An 18,002-nucleotide genomic window follows, 5' to 3' on the forward strand; every position below is an offset into this window, starting at 1 on the left:
CCAGCCATGCCGCTCCATCTGCTGAAATTGTGCGTCGGCGCCGTGTCGGTCGAGGACCTGGAAGAATGGATCGCCGAATCGCTGGCCGGAAAGGCGGCGCGCGGGGAGGCGGTCGAGCAGGTGCACACCACGCGCATGGTGCCGACCCGAACGGCCGAGCTTCTGTCCGGCGGATCGCTCTATTGGGTGATAAAGGGTGAGGTCGCCTGCCGGCAGAGTCTGACCGGCATCCGTCCTTTCGTCGATGGCGACGGCATCCGCCGGTGCCATCTCGTGCTTGATCCGACGGTGCATCGCGTCGCACCGCGGCCGAGCCGGCCGTTTCAGGGATGGCGCTACCTCCAGGCTGCCGAAGCGCCCCCAGACCTTGGAGCGGCCAGCGCGACTCCAGCCCTGCCGGACGAACTCCGCCGCGAACTGCGCTCGCTCGGACTTCTCTGAGGTGAGGCAGGGACCCGAAGTCCCTTTCGCACGTTATTCCCGTACGGAATGAGCGAAAGGACGATCGGTATGAGCCAGACGAACCCCGAAGGTATGACCCACATCGACTCCGACGATCGACGCATTGTCGATCATGGCGAGGTGGTGGTGAAGGCCAAAACCGAGGAACGTCAAGCCGTCGAGGTCAAGCCGATGCGCTATGTGCTCGGCATCAGCCTCGGTTTGGTGATCGTCGGTATGGCAGTGGCCTATGTGATGATGGGCTGACGCCGTTACGTCAGTGTCGGCACTGACACATTGTCGATGAGGCGCGTCGCCCCGATCCGGGCCGCCACCAGCAAGCGGATGGGGCCGTCATCCGGACCGTCGACGGGGGCGAGCGTCTCGGCGTGGCGCGCCTCGAGATAGTCCAGCTGGAAGCCGGCGGCGCAAACCGCGGCGCGCGCTTCTTCGACCGCAGTCTCGACCTGGCCACCGCGCGCGATCCGCTCTGCGGCTGCGTTTAGAGCACGGTGGAGACTCGTTGCTGTCGCACGCTCTGCCGGCGAGAGGTAGACGTTACGCGACGACAGGGCGAGGCCGTCGGGCTCTCGTACCGTCGGCACGCCGACGATCTGCACGGGGAGGTCGAGGTCGCGGGCCAAACGCTTAACGACCTGAAGTTGCTGGTAGTCCTTTTCGCCAAAGAGGGCCACGTCCGGCAGCGCCTGGATAAGCAACTTGGCCACAACCGTGGCGACCCCGGTAAAATGGGTCGGCCTAAAGGCGGTTTCGAGTTCCAGCGCAGGGCCGGTGAGGGTGATGGTGGTGCAAAAACCGTCCGGATACATCTCGGCGACATCGGGCACGAACGCCATGTCCACCCCAGCGGCCTCGGCCTTGACGAGGTCGGCCTCCAGTGTCCGGGGGTAGCGCGACAGGTCCTCGGTCGGTGCAAATTGGGTGGGATTGACGAAAATCGTCACGATCACCCGCTCCGCCCTCTCCCGTGCGGCGGTCATCAGCGCCACATGACCCGCATGAAGCGCGCCCATCGTCGGAACAAGTGCGATCTTCTCCCCCGCGGCACGCCATTGCTGTATCTGCGCTCGCAGCGTGGCAACGGTATGGGCAGTGCGGATCGCGCGCGGTTTTGCCATGGCGGACATCTCGTTCCTTCGGGGCGCGGAAGCTAACAGAGCCGGGCCGAGGGTCAACGCCGGCCGGATCTTCAACCCTCGGCGAGCAGGCTGTTGTCGAAGGCCACTCCCCCGATACACTTGCGCCGAATCCGCAGCAGGGACCCGCATGGCCGCCGACAAGACCACACCCGTCAGGACCGCGCCGAACGTCCCGGCAGGTCGCTCCGCCGACACCGCGGCCTTTCTGGCCGAATTGGAGCGCCGCGCGCCCCTGACGGCGGACAAGCGCGGTCGCCTCATCTTCGGCCTCGATGCGACGATGAGCCGCGAAGCAACCTGGGACCTTGCCTGCGCCCTGCAGGCGGAAATGTTCGAGGAGGCTGCCCGTATCGGCGGGCTCGACATGCAACTCGTCTATTATCGTGGCCTCGGCGAATGCCGGGCCTCGCCTTGGCTAAGCGAGGGGGCAAAACTGGGCGCGCTGATGGCCCGCATCCAATGCCAGGGTGGGCGGACGCAGATCGGCCGCGTACTCAGCCATGCGGCGGGACAGGCGGCCAAAGGGCCCGTCGGCGCACTGGTCTTTGTCGGCGACGCCGTGGAAGAGAACATCGACGCGCTCTGCGCCGAGGCAGGCCCGCTTGCCCTGCGAGGCGTGCCTGCCTTCATGTTCCAGGAGGGAGCCGATCCGCAGGCCGAGCGCGCTTTTCGCGAGATCGCACGGCTGACGAAAGGCGCGTTTTGCCGTTTCGATGCGGGCGCTTCGGCCGAACTGCGGGCCTTGCTGCGTGCCGCCGCTTCCTACGCGGCCGGCGGCACGAAAGCGCTCGCCGCGTTGGCCGGCGCCTCGCCCGGGGCGCGCCGGCTCATTTCCGCCATGCAGGATACGCGATGATCAATCTGCTGATCGGGGCGGCGATTGTCGCGCTGCTCTATTACGGCCTCAAGGCGTTTGGCCGTGCCAATCCGGCGGTGCTCGCTCAGTTCGGACGCAGAGCAGGAGGCGGCGCGCTGATCCTCATTGCCGGCTTTCTCGGCATGCGAGGGCATATCGAGACGGCGCTGCCCCTGGGAATCTTCGGCCTGTCGCTGTTTGGGTGGGACATCCGCAAGGCGTTCACGTCCAGCCGGAGTGCGCCGACCGAGGGGCGGACCTCCACTGTGCGCACCGCCTTTCTCGACATGGAACTCGACCATGACAGCGGACGACTGACGGGCGCGGTGACCAACGGCCCCTTCGCCGGAGCGGCGCTTGACGCCCTCGATGTCCAGAGCCTTGCCCGTCTCGCCCTCGACGTCGATGTCGAGAGCCGCCAGCTACTCGAAGCTTATCTTGACCGCCGGTCGCCCGGCTGGCGTGAGAACATGGAGGGACAAGCGGGCGGGCGGCGCGCTGACCCGCCGCGCCGCGGCGCGATGACGGAAGAGGAGGCCTACCAGATCCTGGGGCTTGAGCCGGGGACGGGGCCGGACCAGATCCGCCAGGCTCACCGTTCCCTTATGAAGAAACTCCATCCCGACCAGGGCGGGTCGAACTATCTCGCTGCCCGGGTAAACGAAGCGAAGGATGTCCTGCTCGACCGCCATTGACGCCTCCCCCCGGATCAGTTGCGGAACACCATGCAGCCGAAATCGCTGCGCTTCAGGGCATCGCAGGCCTTGCGTGCGGTGGACTCGGCATCGAAGCCGGCGAACCGGGCACGGACGATCCGGGTGGAACCCTTCACTGCCTGCTCCGTGTAGGCATCGGCCTTCGCGAGGGCCCGGCCGGCCTTCTTTTGCGCCTTGGCAAGCTGCGCGCGGGCATCGGCCTCACTGCCGAAAGCGCCGATCTGGATCGCCCAGCCGGAGCGCGGAGCCGTGGACTCCTCGGCGGTCTCAGCTTCCTGGCGCGGAATTTCGATCGGGCCCGCGCTCGCCACCTGCACCTGCTGGCGGATGGCATGCTGCGCCGGAGCGGCAGCTGCGGTCTCCGAGGACTCCGCGATGAAGCCGTTACTGGTGAAGGAGAGCGTACCCAGAATGCCCGGCTGGTTGCTGAAGGTGGCAACCGGCTGGCTCGGCCGAGCCACCGCGACGGTCTTGACCGCGACCGGCACGATCGGGGCGGCGGATCCAACGGGCGGAGTGGTGCCGGCCGGAGCATTCCCCGCGGCCCGGGCCGGGCGCGCCGGAGAGGGGGCGGGTGTCGGGACGGAAGCGGTCGGCTCCATATCGGGAACAGCCGAGGCCAGGGCGACACGCGGGCTGGTGGTCGGCACCGGAATGGTCTTGGGCGCGGCCGGAGCCTCTTCCGCAATGGCTACGGAAGCAGAGGCGTCGTCGGGGGAAGCGCCAGGCGGCGGGCTGCTCATGCGCGCCACCATCTGCCGGCCGGCCTGAGCCTTGCCGAGGTTTTCGCTGATGAGGGCCACCATGCGGTCATCGCGCGAGGCAGCGCTGGCGCCGCCCATCACGACGGCGATGACGTAACGACCGTTCTTCTTCACGCTGGTAAGCAGGTTGAAGCCGGACGCATTAGTGTACCCGGTCTTGATCCCGTCGACGCCGTCGACACGCCCCAGCAGGCGGTTGTGATTGCGAATGGCCACGCCGCGATACTGGAAGCTGCGGATCTCGAAATAGGCGTAGTACTTCGGGAAGCGTTCCTGAATGGCACGGCCAAGGGTCGCGAGGTCGCGGGCCGTCGTCACCTGCTCGGGATTGGGCAAGCCGTTGGGATTCTTGAACACCGAGCGCGACATGCCGAGCTGGCGAGCCCGCCGCGTCATCAGATTGGCGAAGGAGGAGGAACTGCCGGAGATGTTCTCGGCGACCACCACGGCAACGTCATTCGCCGAGCGGGTGATCAGCGCCTGGATGGCGTCCTCGACCGAAATCGTTGAACCGGCCTTCACGCCCAGCTTGGACGGCTGCTGTGCTGCGGCGTAAGCGGAAACGCGAAGCGGCGTGTTCAGCTTCATCCGGCCGCTCTCAAGCTGCTCGAACAGCAGGTAGAGCGTCATCACCTTGGTGACAGAGGCAGGATGGCGCAACGCGTCAGCATTGTCGGCGTCGAGAACGCGGCCGGTATTGGCATCGACCACGATGTGCGAATAGCCCCGATGCCAGTTGCCGGTGCTCGCCACGTTTCGGGACGCCGCAGGCTTTGCCCGAACCGTCTTCTTCTTCGGCGCGGCCTCTGCAAAGCCGGCCCCGAGGATGGAGACCGCCAACACCGCCACGGCGGCACGCATGAAAGTGGTGCCGACCATCTCCGGAACCCGCATCTGTTCGTCCCGCTACTCGCTGCCGGCATGTGATGCCGGAACTCAACCCGTTCGTCAGGAAAAAGGCCGCTGCGGCGCGGCGTTGTTGCCGCTGCGAAGGCCTAGACCGTTAAGGAACCCTGCCGAACCATCACTTCCCAAAGCTTAAAAAGGGCAGGGTTACAGAGTCGTAAAGAAGGCTCATCAACGCTGTTGATATGGCATGAAGATGGTGCGGAGCCTGCGTGTCGCAGCGGTAATGTTGCGTCGCACAATTTTGTTGACCGTCTTGGTGCGGTGCATTACAAAAATTCGAGGGAGAATTCCCGGGCGGGCGCGAGTGGCCGAGTGAGCGACGCGCGTTTTGGAACACCAAGGAGCGGGCTCATGCTGCAGAATTTTGAAGACATCCAGAAGGTCGGTAAGGACAACCTCGAACTCGCTGTCAAGAGCTTCGGCACCGTGTCCAAGGGCGTCCAGTCCATCGCGGTGGAAGTGGCGGATTACTCGAAGAAGTCCTTCGAGGAAGGCACCGCTGCCGCTGAGAAGCTGTTCGGCGCCAAGACGCTCGACAAGGCGGTGGAGATCCAGTCCGACTATTTCAAGAGCGCCTATGAGAGCTTCGTCGCCCAGGCGACCAAGATGGGCGAGCTGTACGCCGATCTCGCCAAGGAGACCTACAAGCCCTACGAGAGCGTTCTCGCCAAGGTCGCCGTCACCAAGTGATACGCGCTCATTGAGTGATCGCAGGCAAGGCGGGCTTTCGGCTATCGCCTGATGCGATGGACGTTGCGAAACGGGAGTTCGTGTCGTCCCGATGTTTCAAAAGGCCCGGCCGCAGCGCCGGGCCTTTTTCGTTGCGGCGAAGCTCTCTTCGGTTCGCTTTCACCGGCCGCGCGCGGAGCCCGGCAGCCGCCGCCTCATCGAATTGTCACCGTAATGCGACAGTCGGTTCCGCCTGCCCCTCTGGCGTGAGCGGGGGTGCGTACATATTATAGCTGTCGAAGGCCGGTTCGCCGGTTAGGGAATGCATGAATGTCCGACCACGCTGAAAGTCAGCTGCGTGCAATGATGATGGCCGACGATGAGCGTCGACGCCGTGGGGACAACGCCCCCGGCACGGCGGTGATCACGCGCACCAAGCCGCAGGTCAAGCGGCCGAATCTCTACCGGGTGCTCCTTGTCAATGACGACTACACGCCAATGGAGTTCGTCGTGCATGTGCTGGAGCACTTCTTCAGCAAAAACCGGGAGGAAGCCACCCAGATCATGCTGCATGTGCACCAGCATGGCGTGGGGGAGTGCGGTATCTTCACCTATGAAGTGGCCGAGACAAAGGTCACGCAGGTGATGGACTTCGCGCGCAAGCACCAGCATCCTTTGCAGTGCGTCATGGAGAAGAAGTGACGCCCCGCGACGGCTAAACGAAGAGGTCCCGATGCCCACCTTCTCCCGAAGCCTCGAGCAGTCGCTGCACAGGGCCCTCGCGCTCGCCAACGAACGCCACCACGAATATGCGACGCTGGAGCACCTGCTGCTGTCCTTGGTCGACGACCAGGATTCGGCGGCGGTGATGCGAGCCTGCAATGTCGACATCGACAAACTGCGGCGCAATCTGGTCGAGTATATCGACACCGAACTCGACAATCTGGTTCAGGACGCTGGTGAGGATTCAAAGCCGACGGCCGGTTTTCAGCGCGTGATCCAGCGCGCCGTCATCCATGTTCAGTCCTCTGGCCGCGAGGAAGTGACCGGCGCCAATGTGCTGGTCGCCATCTTCGCCGAGCGCGAGAGCCACGCGGCCTATTTCCTGCAAGAGCAGGACATGACGCGCTATGATGCCGTCAACTACATCAGCCACGGCATCGCCAAGCGCGCCGGCATGTCGGAAAGTCGCCCTGTTCGCGGCGCCGAGGAGGAGACGGAGACGAAGACCGGGGAGGACACCAAGAAGAAGGCCGATGCGCTCGACGCTTATTGCGTGAACCTCAACAAGAAGGCACGTGAGGGGAAGATCGACCCGCTGATCGGCCGCGACAGCGAGATCCAGCGCACCATCCAGGTGCTCTGCCGCCGCTCCAAGAACAATCCGCTTTTCGTCGGCGACCCCGGCGTCGGCAAGACCGCCATCGCGGAAGGTCTGGCGCGCCGCATCGTTGCTGGCGAGGTGCCGGATGTTTTGGCCAAGGCAACGGTCTTCTCGCTCGACATGGGCGCGCTGCTGGCCGGCACCCGCTATCGCGGTGACTTCGAAGAGCGCCTCAAGCAGGTGGTCAAGGAGATCGAGGCCTATCCCGACGCCATCATGTTCATCGACGAGATCCACACGGTGATCGGTGCCGGTGCGACCTCGGGCGGCGCAATGGATGCCTCCAATCTGCTCAAGCCTGCTCTCGCCGCAGGCACGCTGCGCTGCATCGGCTCGACGACCTACAAGGAATACCGTCAGTATTTCGAGAAGGACCGCGCCCTCGTTCGCCGCTTCCAGAAGATCGACGTTCCGGAGCCGACCGTCCCGGACGCCATTGAGATCCTCAAGGGCCTCAAGCCCTATTTCGAGGATTATCATCGGCTGCGCTACACCAACGATGCCATCAAGGCGGCGGTGGAACTGTCCGCCCGCTACATCCATGACCGGAAGCTGCCCGACAAGGCGATCGACATTATCGACGAGTCCGGTGCGGCGCAGATGCTGTTGCCGGAGGGGCGCCGCAAGAAAACGATCGGCGTGAAGGAGATCGAGGCGACCATCGCCACCATCGCCCGCATCCCGCCAAAGTCCGTTTCCAAGTCGGACACGGAGATTCTTTCGGCGCTGGAAACGACGCTGAAGCGCGTGGTCTACGGCCAGGATAAGGCGATCGAAGCGCTCGCCTCGGCAATCAAGCTGGCCCGGGCGGGTCTGCGCGAGCCGGAGAAGCCGATCGGCTCCTATCTGTTCTCCGGGCCGACCGGCGTCGGCAAGACCGAAGTGGCGAAGCAACTCGCTTCCAGCCTCGGCGTGGAACTCCTGCGCTTCGATATGTCGGAGTACATGGAGCGGCACACCATCTCGCGGCTGATCGGCGCCCCTCCCGGCTATGTCGGTTTCGACCAGGGCGGGCTTTTGACCGACGGTATCGACCAGCACCCGCATTGCGTGCTGTTGCTCGATGAGATCGAGAAGGCGCACCCCGACCTGTTCAACATCCTGCTGCAGGTGATGGACCACGGGAAGCTGACCGATCACAACGGCAAGCAGGTGGATTTCCGCAACGTCATTCTCATCATGACGACCAATGCGGGCGCCGCCGATCTGTCGAAGTCCGCCTTCGGCTTCACGCGCTCGAAGCGCGAGGGGGACGATGTGGAGGCCATCAACCGTCTCTTCGCACCGGAGTTCCGCAACCGGCTCGACGCCATCATCCCCTTCGCCCACCTCACCAATGAGATCATCGCGCTGGTGGTGGAGAAGTTCGTGCTCCAGCTTGAGGCGCAGCTGGCGGACCGCAACGTGACCATCGAGCTGTCGGACGAGGCGACCGCCTGGCTGGTGGAGCGCGGTTACGACCAGCAGATGGGCGCGCGTCCCATGGGCCGTGTGATCCAGGAGCACATCAAGAAGCCCCTGGCCGACGAAGTGCTGTTCGGCAAGCTGCGCAATGGTGGGCATGTGCGCGTCGTCCTGCAGACCGACGATGAGGGTGAGAGCGCTCTGGCTTTCGAGTTCCCGGAAGGACCGATCACCCCCAAGCCGGAAAAGATCGAGGCACCCGAGACCAAGCGCGCGCCACGTCGCAAGACGCCAGCGGCAAAGGCCAAGAAGCCCGTCGCCGCTGCCGCCAAGCGGGCAAAGCCCGGAACATCGAAAGTGCCGAAGGTGCCGTTGGTCAAGGCATGAGCCGGACCGCTTCCGCGCGTGCAGATTAATGAGGAGCCGCCCGCGACACTGTTGCGGGCGGCTTTTTTGGTGCGGCCCTTGGGGGCGACCGGCTCTCATGGCAGCCATGCAGGGGAGCGTCGCCCGTTTCGCTTGACGCCGGGGGGAGGGCGCCCCAAAAGGCCGGGGCGAGTTGTCATGCAATCCCCCCAGATTCCGCCCCCTCCCGACCCTGCTGCTCCTCCCGCGCGCTGGTTTCTGCGCGGGATGCGCGGCGCCGTCTCCACGCCCGGTCTGGTGCTGGTGGCAACCTTCATCGGCTTTGGCGGGCTGCTGCATGACCTCGCCTTTCCCATCGGCGCGGGCCTGTTGTCGACGCTTCTGATCTGGGCATTGCCGGCGCAGGTGATCCTGGTCGGCGGCCTCGCCACGGGGGCGTCGCCGCCCGCGCTCGCCGTGGCGGTCTGCCTTTCCGGCGTTCGGCTGCTGCCGATGGTGGTCTCGCTTATGCCGCTGATGCGGGGCCCGCGTCCGCGCCTCGGCTGGGAGTTGCTCTGCGCCCATTTCGTCGCCATGACGGTGTGGGTCGAGGGATTCCGGCTGCTGCCGAAGGTGCCGGAGGAAGGGCGCCCGCCCTATGCGGCGGGGTTGGGGCTTGGCCTTACTCTGCTGAGTATGGCCGGCACCGCGATCGGCTTCTATCTCACGGGCGCCTTGCCAGGCCCCCTGGCGGTGGCGCTGCTGCTGCTTACGCCGATCTCCTTCGCCATTCTGCTGGTGCGCAACGCCAAGCAAAGTGTCGACTGGCTGGCCATCGGGCTCGGCGCGGCGATCTCGCCGCTCGTCGCCAATTCGCCCGGCGGGCTGGACCTGTTCTGGGCCGGTGTGGGCGGCGGCACTCTGGCCTTCTTCATTGCCCGTCATCTGCCGAGACGGCGCGCATGAGCCTCTACTCGACCGAACTCGGGGCCATGCTGGTGGTGATCTTCTTCGGCTTCCTGCCGAACGAAGTCTGGCGGGTGCTCGGCGTGCTTTTCGGCCGGCGCATCGACCCCGGCAGCCTATGGATGCAATGGGTCCAGGCGGTGGCGACGGCGCTGCTGGCGGCGGTGGTGGCGCGGCTGCTGCTGGTGCCGAGCGGGGCTCTGGTCGCGTTGCCGCTCAGCCTGCGCATCGGCGCCGTGGCGAGCGGCATTGCCGGTTTCCTCGCCCTGCGCCGCTCCGTGCTCGCCGGTGTGCTGACCGCCGAGGCGGTGCTGGTCGCTGGCGCCTGGTGGCTGGGGATCAGCCCGTAAGCGCGGTTTTCAGCTGCGCGGCCTGCTGCGCCAGCACCTCCGGTGCTTCCTTGTAGGAGAGTGGCGGGCGCAGGTCGATTCCGGCATGGCGCGGGATGACATGCACATGCAGGTGGAACACTTCCTGTCCGCCGGCCTTCTCATTGTGCTGGGTGACGGTGATGCCCTCGGCATTGAATACCTGCATCTGCGCCTGTGCGACGCGCTGCGCCACGGCCATCACGGCCGCCAGGTCACCCGGTTCGACATCCAGCAGATTGCGCGCCGGCGCCTTCGGAATAACCAGCGCATGGCCGGCGGCCCGCGGCATGATGTCGAGGAAGGCAAGCACGCGCTCGTCCTCATAGATCTTGTGCGCGGGAATGTCGCCGCGCAGGATCATCGCGAAGATATTGCCGGGATCATAGGCCATGGGTTCCTCCCTGTCGGCCTGATCTGATCGCAAGCCGGCCTTCGCCGGTCAAGGCTCACCGTTCGCATCGGCGACGACTTGCTGACGAAAGGGGCCGAGTTCGCTGAGTTCGGCGCCCGTCTCAGCCACATAACGGCGTTCGCGGTCGAGATAATGGGCGACGGCGGCGCGGAACTGCGCATCGGCGATGTAGTGGGCCGAGCGGGTGATGACCGGCATATAGCCGCGCGCCAGCTTGTGCTCGCCCTGCGCGCCGGCTTCCACCTTCCGCAGCCCGTGCGCGATCGCGTAGTCGATGGCCTGGTGGTAGCAGACCTCGAAATGCAGGAAGGGGTGATGCTCGATGGCGCCCCAATGCCGGCCATAGAGCGTGTCTGGGCCGATGAAGTTGATGGCCCCGGCGATCCAGCGCCCGGCGCGCTTGGCCATGACGAGCAGAATGCGCTCGGGCATCCGTTCGCCGATCAGCGAATAGAAGGCGCGGTTGAGGTAAGGGCGCCCCCATTTGCGCGCGCCGGTCTCCATGTAGAAGCCGAAGAAGGCATCCCACACGTCCTCGGTCAGGTCCGGGCCGGTGAGCCAGTGAACGGAGATGCCGTTCTCCAGCGCTTCGCGCCGCTCGCGGCGGATCTGCTTGCGCTTGCGCGAGGCGAGGGCGTTCAGGAACGCCTCGAAATCGGCATAGCCCTCATTGCGCCAGTGGAACTGCTGGTCCATGCGCGGCAGGAAGCTTGCCGCTTCCAGTGCTCCTGCATCTGGCTCGGTGAGGAAGGTGGCATGCACCGAGGACACCTTGCGCAGCTTCGCGAGCGCCACCAGCCCGGCCGCCAGTGCCTGCCGCACCGTCTCGGCCTGCGGGCCGCTGCCCGCGAGCAGGCGCGGCCCGGTGGCGGGGGTGAAAGGCACGCTCACCTGCAGCTTGGGGTAATAACGCCCGCCCGCCCGCTCATACGCCTCGGCCCAGCCGTGGTCGAAGACATATTCGCCCTGCGAATGCGACTTGAGATAGGCTGGACAGACACCCAGCACCGCGCCGTCTTCTCCCTCCAGAACGAGATGCTGCGGCAGCCAGCCGGTCGACGCGCCGACGGAACCGGATTCCTCGAGTGCCGAGAGGAAGGCGTGGCTGACGAAGGGGTTAAGCGAGGATTTTGATTCGGCGCAGGAGGTTGAAGCGGTTGCGCAAGCATCCCAGGCGTCGGCGGGGAGCGTGCGGATGTCGCTCTCGACGCGCAGGCGGAACGTTTCGTCGGACATTCAGCTGGGGCTCGCGAAAAGGGCGGCGCAGGGGGACCGAAGGTACGCCATTGTGCGTCGCACTCGGTGGCAACAGCAAGAGCGCTCACGCGATCGGGAAGCGGTGTTCCCGGCTCAGGGCAGGAAGCCCTCGAAGATCATCTGGTCGGCATGGCGGGCGGCGGTCGCCCGGTCCTCCTCCGTTCGCACGGTCCAGGTCAGCAGCGGCATGGGGCGCTGCCGGCGGGCGGCGTCGACGGCTGCCGACGGCAGTTCCTTGACATAATGGGCAATGAAGTCGGGCTGCGTGCGCGGCAGGTGCAGCAGCTTGCCCCATTCATGCTTGGTGTCGTGGCTGAGGATGTCCCATTCCGGGTCATCGTAGCGGTGTTCCATGGTGATGCCGCGCGGTATATGCGGCGCGAGCGCCCGCACCGCGGCGACGAGGTCGGGATCGAAGGACATGAGCGCTGCCGGACCGTCATAGCCGGCCAGGATCGCAACGGCGCGGGCGGCGATGGCGGTGTCGCCGTCGAAATGGCTTTTCAGTTCGATGATGAGCGGCACGCGGCCGCCGACGCGGGCGAGGAGTTCGCCGAGCGTCATCATCCGGTCGGCCGTGCCGCGCATCTCCACCGCCTTCAGCTCCGCAGCGGTGAGGGCGTTGGCCGGCCCTTCCGCCACGGTCAGACGCTCCAGCGTGTCGTCATGGAACACCATGGCTTCGCCATCGGCGGAGAGCTGGATGTCCACTTCGATCGCATAGTCGCGCGCCAGCGCGGCATCGACCGCCGAGGGCGTGTTCTCAATCACACCGCGCACCGCATCATGCAGCGCGCGGTGGGCGATCGGCCGGGCGGTGAGCCAGGCCGGCGCATTGGCGGCGGAGATGTTTGGAGCCATGGCGGGCCTCAGGCGAATTCGATCACGGCCTCGACTTCGACACTGACATTGAAGGGCAGTTGCGCCACGCCCACGGCGGAGCGCGCGTGCCGGCCAGCATCGCCAAACACTTCCACAAACAGATCGGAGCAGCCATTCACCACTTTCGGCTGATCGGTGAAGTCGGGTGAGGAGTTGACGAAGCCGACCAGCTTTACCACCCGCTTCACCCGGTCGAGATCGCCGAGCGCCGCCTTGATCTGGGCGATGAGGTTGATGGCGCACTGGCGGGCGGCGGCGCGGCCGGCCTCGATGTCACCCTCGCCGGCAAGCTTGCCGGTCATGAAGCTGCCATTGGCCATCGAAATCTGGCCGGAAATCCAGAGCTGGTTGCCGCTGATGACGAAGGGCACATAGTTTGCCGCCGGGGCACTGGCCGCGGGGATGGTAATGCCGAGGGTCGCGAGCTTGGCCTCAACCGTTCCGGTCATGGAATTCTCCTGCTATCGTGGGTGCGCTGCCCGTCTCGGCATGCGACGGCCAATGAGCGGCAACCGACCTGCAATTGCCATCTTCTATGGGTCATGTTTGGCGGATCGGTTCGCCATTCGCAAGCTGTGACTGACGTCTGCGAGGAGCCCATTACCTATGCCGTCCGCCTGTTTTTGCCGCTCTGCCCTCGCCGCGCTGTTGCTGGGAGCCTCCGCTTTGCCGGCAATGGCGATCCAACTCTCGCCACACCGTGCCACCTACGCGGTCTCGCTCGACGCTTCCAAGTCCGGCACCCGCATCAATGGGGCCGAGGGGCGTATCGTTTATGAGATGCGCGGCAGCGCCTGCGCCGGCTATTCGGTCCAACTGCGGCAGGATACCCAGCTGGCGACAGAAGGGGGCCGGGTCAACAGCGCGGTTTCGACGGCGACGTGGGAGGATGGCGACGGCAAGTCCTATCGCTTTCGCGTCTCCAACCGCATCAATGGAGAAACCACCGAAGAAGCGGACGGCGTCGCTGAGCGCAAGGACGGCGCATTGACGGTGACGGCTACCAAGCCGGAAGCGCAGACGGTGACGCTCGGCGAGAACGTGCTGCTGCCGACACAGCATGTTCTGCGCCTTATCGGCGGTGCGGAGAGCGGCGAGGTGATTGTTGAAGCGCCTGTTTTCGATGGCTCGCCCGACGCCAAGAAGGTCTATGACACGCTGGCCGTCATCGGTCGCGAGACTCGCGACGCCAAGGGCCTGGAAGAAGCCGCGACGGCAGGCGACCTCGCCGGGCGGGCGCGTTTCCCGGTGACGATCAGTTATTACGAGCGCGGCGGCAGCAACGAGACGCCCGATTATGTCATCAGCTTCGATATGTTCGACAACGGTGTAAGCCGCAAACTCAAGCTGGACTATGGCGAGTTCGCCCTCAACGGCACCCTCATTTCCTACGAGGCGCTGCCGAAGGAAGACTGCGCGAAGTAGGTGCATCGGTCGCGATTGCGTCATCGGGCCGGTTGCGGTGGGGCTGCTCGGGCTCGCGCCGCTTCGGCGCGTCGAGGGCGATGCCGCGGTCGATGATTGTTTTGCCGAAGCGGGCGCGCAGCGAGTCGGTGGCCAGTTCCGCAAGGCCCCGCTTCGTGGCGGAAGTGTCAATGAGGTCGGCGGGGTCGGCCAATGCCGGGTCGGCGAGTTCCGAGACGCCGACGCCGATAAGCCTGAAGCGTCGCCCATCGGCCTCGCGGGCCAGCAACTCGCGAGCATGGTCAAAGATGCGATGGGCGAGGCGGGTTGGGTCTTCCAGCGAGCGGGCGCGGGTTATCAGCCGGAAGTCGGCGGTCTTCAGCTTCAGAGTGACCGTGCGGCCGGCGAGGTCCGCGGCCTTCAGCCGGTCCGAGAGCTTGCGGGTGAGACGGTAGAGTTCCTGCTCTAGCGTGCGATAGTCGGCGATGTCGCTGTCGAAAGTGGTTTCCGTCGACACGCTCTTGGTCTCGCGCTCGGGGTTCACAGAGCGCGTATCGATGCCGCGCGCCAGCCGCCATAGGCGCAGCCCCTCATTGCCGAAGCGACGGGCGAGGGCGGTCTCGTCTGCCGCCTGCAGGTCGGCGATGTGCGGTAGCCTTCGCGGGCAAGCCGCTCCTGCGTTGCCTTGCCGACCCCCCAGATCGCGCCGACACTCCGCTCCGCGAGGAATGCCACGGCCTCCTGTGTCCCGATCACCGCGAAGCCGCGCGGCTTGTCGAGTTCCGAGGCCATCTTTGCGAGGAACTTGTTCGGCGCGAGGCCGACGGAGATGGTGACACCAATTTCCGTCTCGACCGAACGGGCCAGCCGGGCGAGCGCCCGTGCCGGGCTCTCCCCATGCAGAAGTTCGGTGCCGGCGAGGTCGAGAAAGGCCTCGTCGATGGAGAGCGGCTCGACCAGCGGGGTGAGCCGCAGGAAACGCTCGCGAATTTGCCGCCCGACGGCGACATACTTCGCCATGTTGGGCTTGATGACCGTCGCTTCCGGGCACAGAGCCAGCGCCTTGAACATCGGCATGGCCGAGCGCACGCCCTTGACGCGCGCAAGATAGCAAGCGGTCGAGACCACGCCCCGCTTGCCGCCGCCGATGATGACGGGAACGTCGCGCAACGCCGGATCGTCGCGCTTCTCCACCGAGGCGTAGAAGGCGTCGCAGTCGATATGGGCGACGTGCAGCGTGTCGAGTTCGGCATGGCGCAGGAGGCGCGGGCTGCCACAATGCGTGCAGCGTCTCTCCTCGCCAGCGTCGGTAAGGCAGTCACGGCAGAAGGCCGGCAGACGCGCCATCGCCCGAACTCCGTGTGGTTCCTCAGTCCTCGCCCATATCGGCGTGGAAGAGGATCTCGCGCGCCGCCACGACATGGCCGGGGTCGATTTTCGCCTCGCCGGCATAGACGATGAGCAGATCCTGCCGGTTGATGAGGTAGTCGAGCAGGGCGACATGGAAGGCGGCCGAACCGGCGACGCCGCGCAGATCGCCCGGCGACAGCCCGCTCTCAGCCAGAAACGGGCCGATGCGCTCGGGATCGCCAGCGAGAAAGGCGAGGGCGCCCAGCGCCACCTGCCGGGCCGCGTCGATCTGGGAAGGGGGGCGGGAGTTGCGGCGTTTCATTTCCGGTTCCGTAAGGAATGGGTGGGTAAAGCTAGCGCATCGACCAGCGGAAGGGTGAGTGATTCCAGCTTGCCCGGTGTGCCGTCGTTGCAGGGACAGTCGACCGATGCCCAAGACCGTTCTGATCGTTGAGGACAATGAGCTCAATATGAAGCTCTTCAACGATCTGCTCGAAGCCCATGGCTATATCACGGTCGGCACGCGCAATGGCGTGGAGGCCCTCGATCTCGCGCGCCGTCATCGGCCCGACCTCATCCTGATGGACATCCAGCTCCCTGAGGTTTCGGGCCTCGATGTCACCCGCGCACTGAAGGCTGATCCCGAACTCAAGGCGATTCCGGTTATCGCCGTGACAGCCTTCGCGATGAAGGGCGATGAGGAACGCATTCGCGAAGGCGGCTGCGAGGCCTATCTTTCCAAGCCGATTTCCGTCGCCAAATTCCTTGAAACGGTGCGCCAGTTCGTGCCGGTGTCCTGAACGGTATCACAGGCGCGCGGAGCTTGGCGCTCCAGTGCGAATCTGCGGCGAAACACCGTTGCATTTGGCTGCGTTTGGGTTAGCTTTTCCTCGGTATCCGTTTGCCCTGCGGAGTGCTCGGGTCCGCCGCATCTCCTGGGTCCGTGGGGTCTGGTCGGCGGGCGGTGTCTACGGATGGCCTCTCCGTTCACCGCTCGCCGATTCCCGCCTTTCCGCCGGTACCTGCTCTTCAATTGAAGGCGTCGCCGCCACGTCGCGCAGAGCCGCCTGACGTGAGCGAGCAGGCGTATCGCTATGTCACGCCAAAGAAAAAGGCGCCAAGCGGCGCCTTTTTGCGTCAGAAGCCGACGGGGCTCAGATCACTTGATCTTGCCTTCGCGGAACTCGACATGCTTGCGCGCCACCGGATCGTACTTCTTCACGACCAGCTTGTCGGTCATGGTGCGCGAGTTCTTCTTGGTCACATAAAAGAAGCCGGTGTCGGCGCTCGACACGAGCTTGATCTTGATGGTCGTTGCCTTGGCCATGACCGGGTCTCCTGGAGCGTGGCTCTCGAACGTGGGGCCGCCACGCCGAAGAAATTGGGTTCGCGCGGCAAAACCGCCGCTCGTTGCGCGTCCGTATCCGTGATCGGCGCGTGAATGTCAAGGAAGCGTGGTCAGAGATCGCGCCAAATCTGTCCTGCCACCACCAGCACATAGAGCGCCAGGAAGGCGGCGATCACCCAGGCAAAGCCGTGCGGATCAATCAGTTGCATGCCGCCGCCCACTGCGGTGGGGCCGACGGTGAGGCCGATCGAGTACAGCATCACAAAGGCCGCATTCGCGGTGGCGAGCGCGGCGCCGTCGAAGCGGGCGCCGAGTAAGGCCAGGCCGACCGTGTAAAGGCCGGCGACGATTCCCGTGGTCAGAAAGGCTACGGTCCACAATGCCCAGCTGTCTATGGCGAGATAGGGGATGAGCAGCGCCCCACCCAGGCTGACAATGCCGCAGCCCAGCAGCAGCCGCCGCCGGTCCACCTTGTCGCTGAGCAGGCCGAGTGGCAGCTGCAGCGCGACATTGCCGAGTTCGGCGATCGTGAGCAGCAGGGCGGCGTCGCCGGCATCGAGCCCGCGGCGAAGGCCGTAGAGCGGCAGGAAATTGATGATGCCGGTTTCCACGGCGCCGAAGATGAAGGCGGCGAGAGTGGCGGCGGGAGCGATCCGCATCAGTGCCCATACGCCGCCGGAGGTGCTTTCCTTCTCGATGGCGGGTGCGCCGGAGGCGCCGATAAGCACCGGAATACCTGCAAGGCCGAAGAAGGCGGCGCCGCACAGATAGGGGGCCCAGCCCTGGGTGCCGACGAGGCTCAGAATAGCCGGGCCGCCAGCGAAACCGATGGAGAGCACGGTGCCGTAAATGCCGATGACCAGCCCGCGCCGGTCGCTCGGTGCGGCGGCGTTGATCCAGAACTCGCTGACCACGAACAGCACGCACAAGGCCGCGCCATAGACGAAGCGCAGCGGAAACCACAGCACGAAGGACGGTGTGACCTTGAAGGCGACAAGGCTGATCGCGGCGCTGAGGATGGCCACGAGCAGTAGCGGACCGGCGCCGAGACGTCGCACCAGATTCGGCAGAAAGGGAGCCAATGCTATGGTTGCGAGCCCTCCGACCGCCGTGTTCAGGCCGATCCAGGTGGAGGGAACGCCGCGGTCGTGCAGCTCGAAGGCGAGGAGCGGAATCGACAAAGCGAGGCCGAGGCCGACGGCGGAGATGGCGGCGATGGCAGCCGCGATGGAGGCGATATTGACGGGGCGGCGGTCGGCGGGGGCATGCATGGGTCACCTGAGGCCGGGAGGCGCCTCCCGGATCGCTCGCTCTAGCCCATGGACGACAAAAGTCGAATGACTTTTGGGAATGACCTCATGCGG

Annotated in this window: 20 protein-coding genes and 1 pseudogene; 11 read left to right on the forward strand and 10 right to left on the reverse strand. The window is 65.4% G+C overall.

The features are described 5' to 3' along the window. Window positions 1–6 precede the first annotated feature (6 nt). Together J2S75_RS00210 and J2S75_RS00215 are read left to right on the forward strand one after the other, a co-directional pair. On the forward strand, window positions 7–441 hold the full coding sequence (locus tag J2S75_RS00210; protein WP_307017069.1) for a DUF1489 family protein: 435 nt from the start codon (window positions 7–9) through the stop codon (window positions 439–441). A gap of 69 nt (window positions 442–510) precedes the next feature. Beyond that, a complete protein-coding gene (locus tag J2S75_RS00215) occupies window positions 511–708 on the forward strand; it encodes a hypothetical protein (protein WP_307017071.1) in 198 nt (65 codons plus the stop codon). Between the two features lie 5 nt (window positions 709–713). On the opposite strand, the gene panC is transcribed toward J2S75_RS00215, so the two are convergent. Further along, window positions 714–1,580: a pantoate--beta-alanine ligase gene (panC, locus tag J2S75_RS00220; RefSeq protein WP_307018456.1), complete on the reverse strand. Its 867-nt coding sequence runs from the start codon at window positions 1,578–1,580 to the stop codon at window positions 714–716. Between the two features lie 148 nt (window positions 1,581–1,728). Here panC and J2S75_RS00225 point away from each other — a divergent pair, with 148 nt between their 5' ends. Both J2S75_RS00225 and J2S75_RS00230 read left to right on the forward strand, forming a co-directional pair. Next, window positions 1,729–2,457: a VWA domain-containing protein gene (locus tag J2S75_RS00225; RefSeq protein WP_307017073.1), complete on the forward strand. Its 729-nt coding sequence runs from the start codon at window positions 1,729–1,731 to the stop codon at window positions 2,455–2,457. Continuing rightward, on the forward strand, window positions 2,454–3,152 hold the full coding sequence (locus tag J2S75_RS00230) for a DnaJ domain-containing protein (protein WP_307017075.1): 699 nt from the start codon (window positions 2,454–2,456) through the stop codon (window positions 3,150–3,152). Before J2S75_RS00225 ends, J2S75_RS00230 begins: the two co-directional genes overlap by 4 nt. A 14-nt stretch (window positions 3,153–3,166) precedes the next feature. Here J2S75_RS00230 and J2S75_RS00235 read toward each other — a convergent pair whose 3' ends face one another. Then, complete coding sequence (locus tag J2S75_RS00235; RefSeq protein ID WP_307017077.1) at window positions 3,167–4,831, reverse strand: D-alanyl-D-alanine carboxypeptidase; 1,665 nt, start codon at window positions 4,829–4,831, stop codon at window positions 3,167–3,169. Between the two features lie 366 nt (window positions 4,832–5,197). Between J2S75_RS00235 and J2S75_RS00240 the strand changes: the two genes are divergently transcribed. The 5 genes from J2S75_RS00240 (at window position 5,198) to J2S75_RS00260 (ending at window position 9,964) form a co-directional block, all read left to right on the forward strand. Then, the gene (locus tag J2S75_RS00240) at window positions 5,198–5,536 is read left to right on the forward strand and encodes a phasin family protein (protein ID WP_244376885.1); all 339 of its coding nucleotides are present in this window, start codon (window positions 5,198–5,200) and stop codon (window positions 5,534–5,536) included. 309 nt (window positions 5,537–5,845) lie between these two features. Further along, a complete protein-coding gene (gene clpS / locus J2S75_RS00245; RefSeq protein ID WP_370874064.1) occupies window positions 5,846–6,217 on the forward strand; it encodes an ATP-dependent Clp protease adapter ClpS in 372 nt (123 codons plus the stop codon). 31 nt (window positions 6,218–6,248) lie between these two features. Further along, window positions 6,249–8,690, forward strand: coding sequence for an ATP-dependent Clp protease ATP-binding subunit ClpA (gene clpA / locus J2S75_RS00250; protein WP_307017080.1), 2,442 nt, complete (start codon window positions 6,249–6,251; stop codon window positions 8,688–8,690). Between the two features lie 177 nt (window positions 8,691–8,867). Continuing rightward, a complete protein-coding gene (locus J2S75_RS00255; protein ID WP_307017082.1) occupies window positions 8,868–9,614 on the forward strand; it encodes an AzlC family ABC transporter permease in 747 nt (248 codons plus the stop codon). Then, window positions 9,611–9,964, forward strand: coding sequence for an AzlD domain-containing protein (locus tag J2S75_RS00260; protein ID WP_307017084.1), 354 nt, complete (start codon window positions 9,611–9,613; stop codon window positions 9,962–9,964). The genes J2S75_RS00255 and J2S75_RS00260 overlap by 4 nt, the downstream gene beginning before the upstream one ends. Here J2S75_RS00260 and J2S75_RS00265 read toward each other — a convergent pair. The 4 genes from J2S75_RS00265 to J2S75_RS00280 form a co-directional block, all read right to left on the reverse strand. After that, complete coding sequence (locus J2S75_RS00265) at window positions 9,954–10,376, reverse strand: HIT family protein (RefSeq protein ID WP_307017086.1); 423 nt, start codon at window positions 10,374–10,376, stop codon at window positions 9,954–9,956. The genes J2S75_RS00260 and J2S75_RS00265 overlap by 11 nt on opposite strands. A 48-nt stretch (window positions 10,377–10,424) precedes the next feature. Further along, window positions 10,425–11,633, reverse strand: a complete 1,209-nt coding sequence (locus J2S75_RS00270; RefSeq protein WP_307017088.1) for a GNAT family N-acetyltransferase — start codon at window positions 11,631–11,633, stop codon at window positions 10,425–10,427. 114 nt (window positions 11,634–11,747) lie between these two features. Beyond that, window positions 11,748–12,515: a glycerophosphodiester phosphodiesterase family protein gene (locus J2S75_RS00275; RefSeq protein WP_307017090.1), complete on the reverse strand. Its 768-nt coding sequence runs from the start codon at window positions 12,513–12,515 to the stop codon at window positions 11,748–11,750. 8 nt (window positions 12,516–12,523) lie between these two features. Then, window positions 12,524–12,985 carry a RidA family protein gene (locus J2S75_RS00280; protein WP_307017092.1) on the reverse strand — a complete coding sequence of 154 codons (462 nt, stop codon included), beginning with the start codon at window positions 12,983–12,985 and terminating at the stop codon, window positions 12,524–12,526. 157 nt (window positions 12,986–13,142) lie between these two features. Between J2S75_RS00280 and J2S75_RS00285 the strand changes: the two genes are divergently transcribed. Further along, window positions 13,143–13,961, forward strand: coding sequence for a cell envelope integrity EipB family protein (locus J2S75_RS00285; RefSeq protein WP_307017094.1), 819 nt, complete (start codon window positions 13,143–13,145; stop codon window positions 13,959–13,961). Here the strand turns inward: J2S75_RS00285 and J2S75_RS00290 are convergent. Continuing rightward, window positions 13,918–15,287, reverse strand: a pseudogene (locus tag J2S75_RS00290) (DNA polymerase IV). The gene J2S75_RS00285 and the pseudogene J2S75_RS00290 sit on opposite strands and share 44 nt — an antisense overlap. A gap of 22 nt (window positions 15,288–15,309) precedes the next feature. After that, a complete protein-coding gene (locus J2S75_RS00295) occupies window positions 15,310–15,612 on the reverse strand; it encodes a DUF3572 domain-containing protein (RefSeq protein WP_307017096.1) in 303 nt (100 codons plus the stop codon). Between the two features lie 106 nt (window positions 15,613–15,718). Here J2S75_RS00295 and J2S75_RS00300 point away from each other — a divergent pair, with 106 nt between their 5' ends. After that, on the forward strand, window positions 15,719–16,090 hold the full coding sequence (locus J2S75_RS00300; RefSeq protein WP_244376874.1) for a response regulator: 372 nt from the start codon (window positions 15,719–15,721) through the stop codon (window positions 16,088–16,090). A 359-nt stretch (window positions 16,091–16,449) separates the two neighbouring features. On the opposite strand, the gene rpmG is transcribed toward J2S75_RS00300, so the two are convergent. Together rpmG and J2S75_RS00310 are read right to left on the reverse strand one after the other, a co-directional pair. Then, on the reverse strand, window positions 16,450–16,617 hold the full coding sequence (gene rpmG, locus J2S75_RS00305; RefSeq protein WP_018390658.1) for a 50S ribosomal protein L33: 168 nt from the start codon (window positions 16,615–16,617) through the stop codon (window positions 16,450–16,452). A gap of 131 nt (window positions 16,618–16,748) precedes the next feature. Beyond that, window positions 16,749–17,909, reverse strand: a complete 1,161-nt coding sequence (locus J2S75_RS00310; RefSeq protein WP_307017099.1) for an MFS transporter — start codon at window positions 17,907–17,909, stop codon at window positions 16,749–16,751. Between the last annotated feature and the right edge of the window lie 93 nt (window positions 17,910–18,002).

This window comes from Ancylobacter polymorphus, from assembly GCF_030813495.1.
Classification (GTDB): Bacteria; Pseudomonadota; Alphaproteobacteria; order Rhizobiales; family Xanthobacteraceae; genus Ancylobacter; species Ancylobacter polymorphus.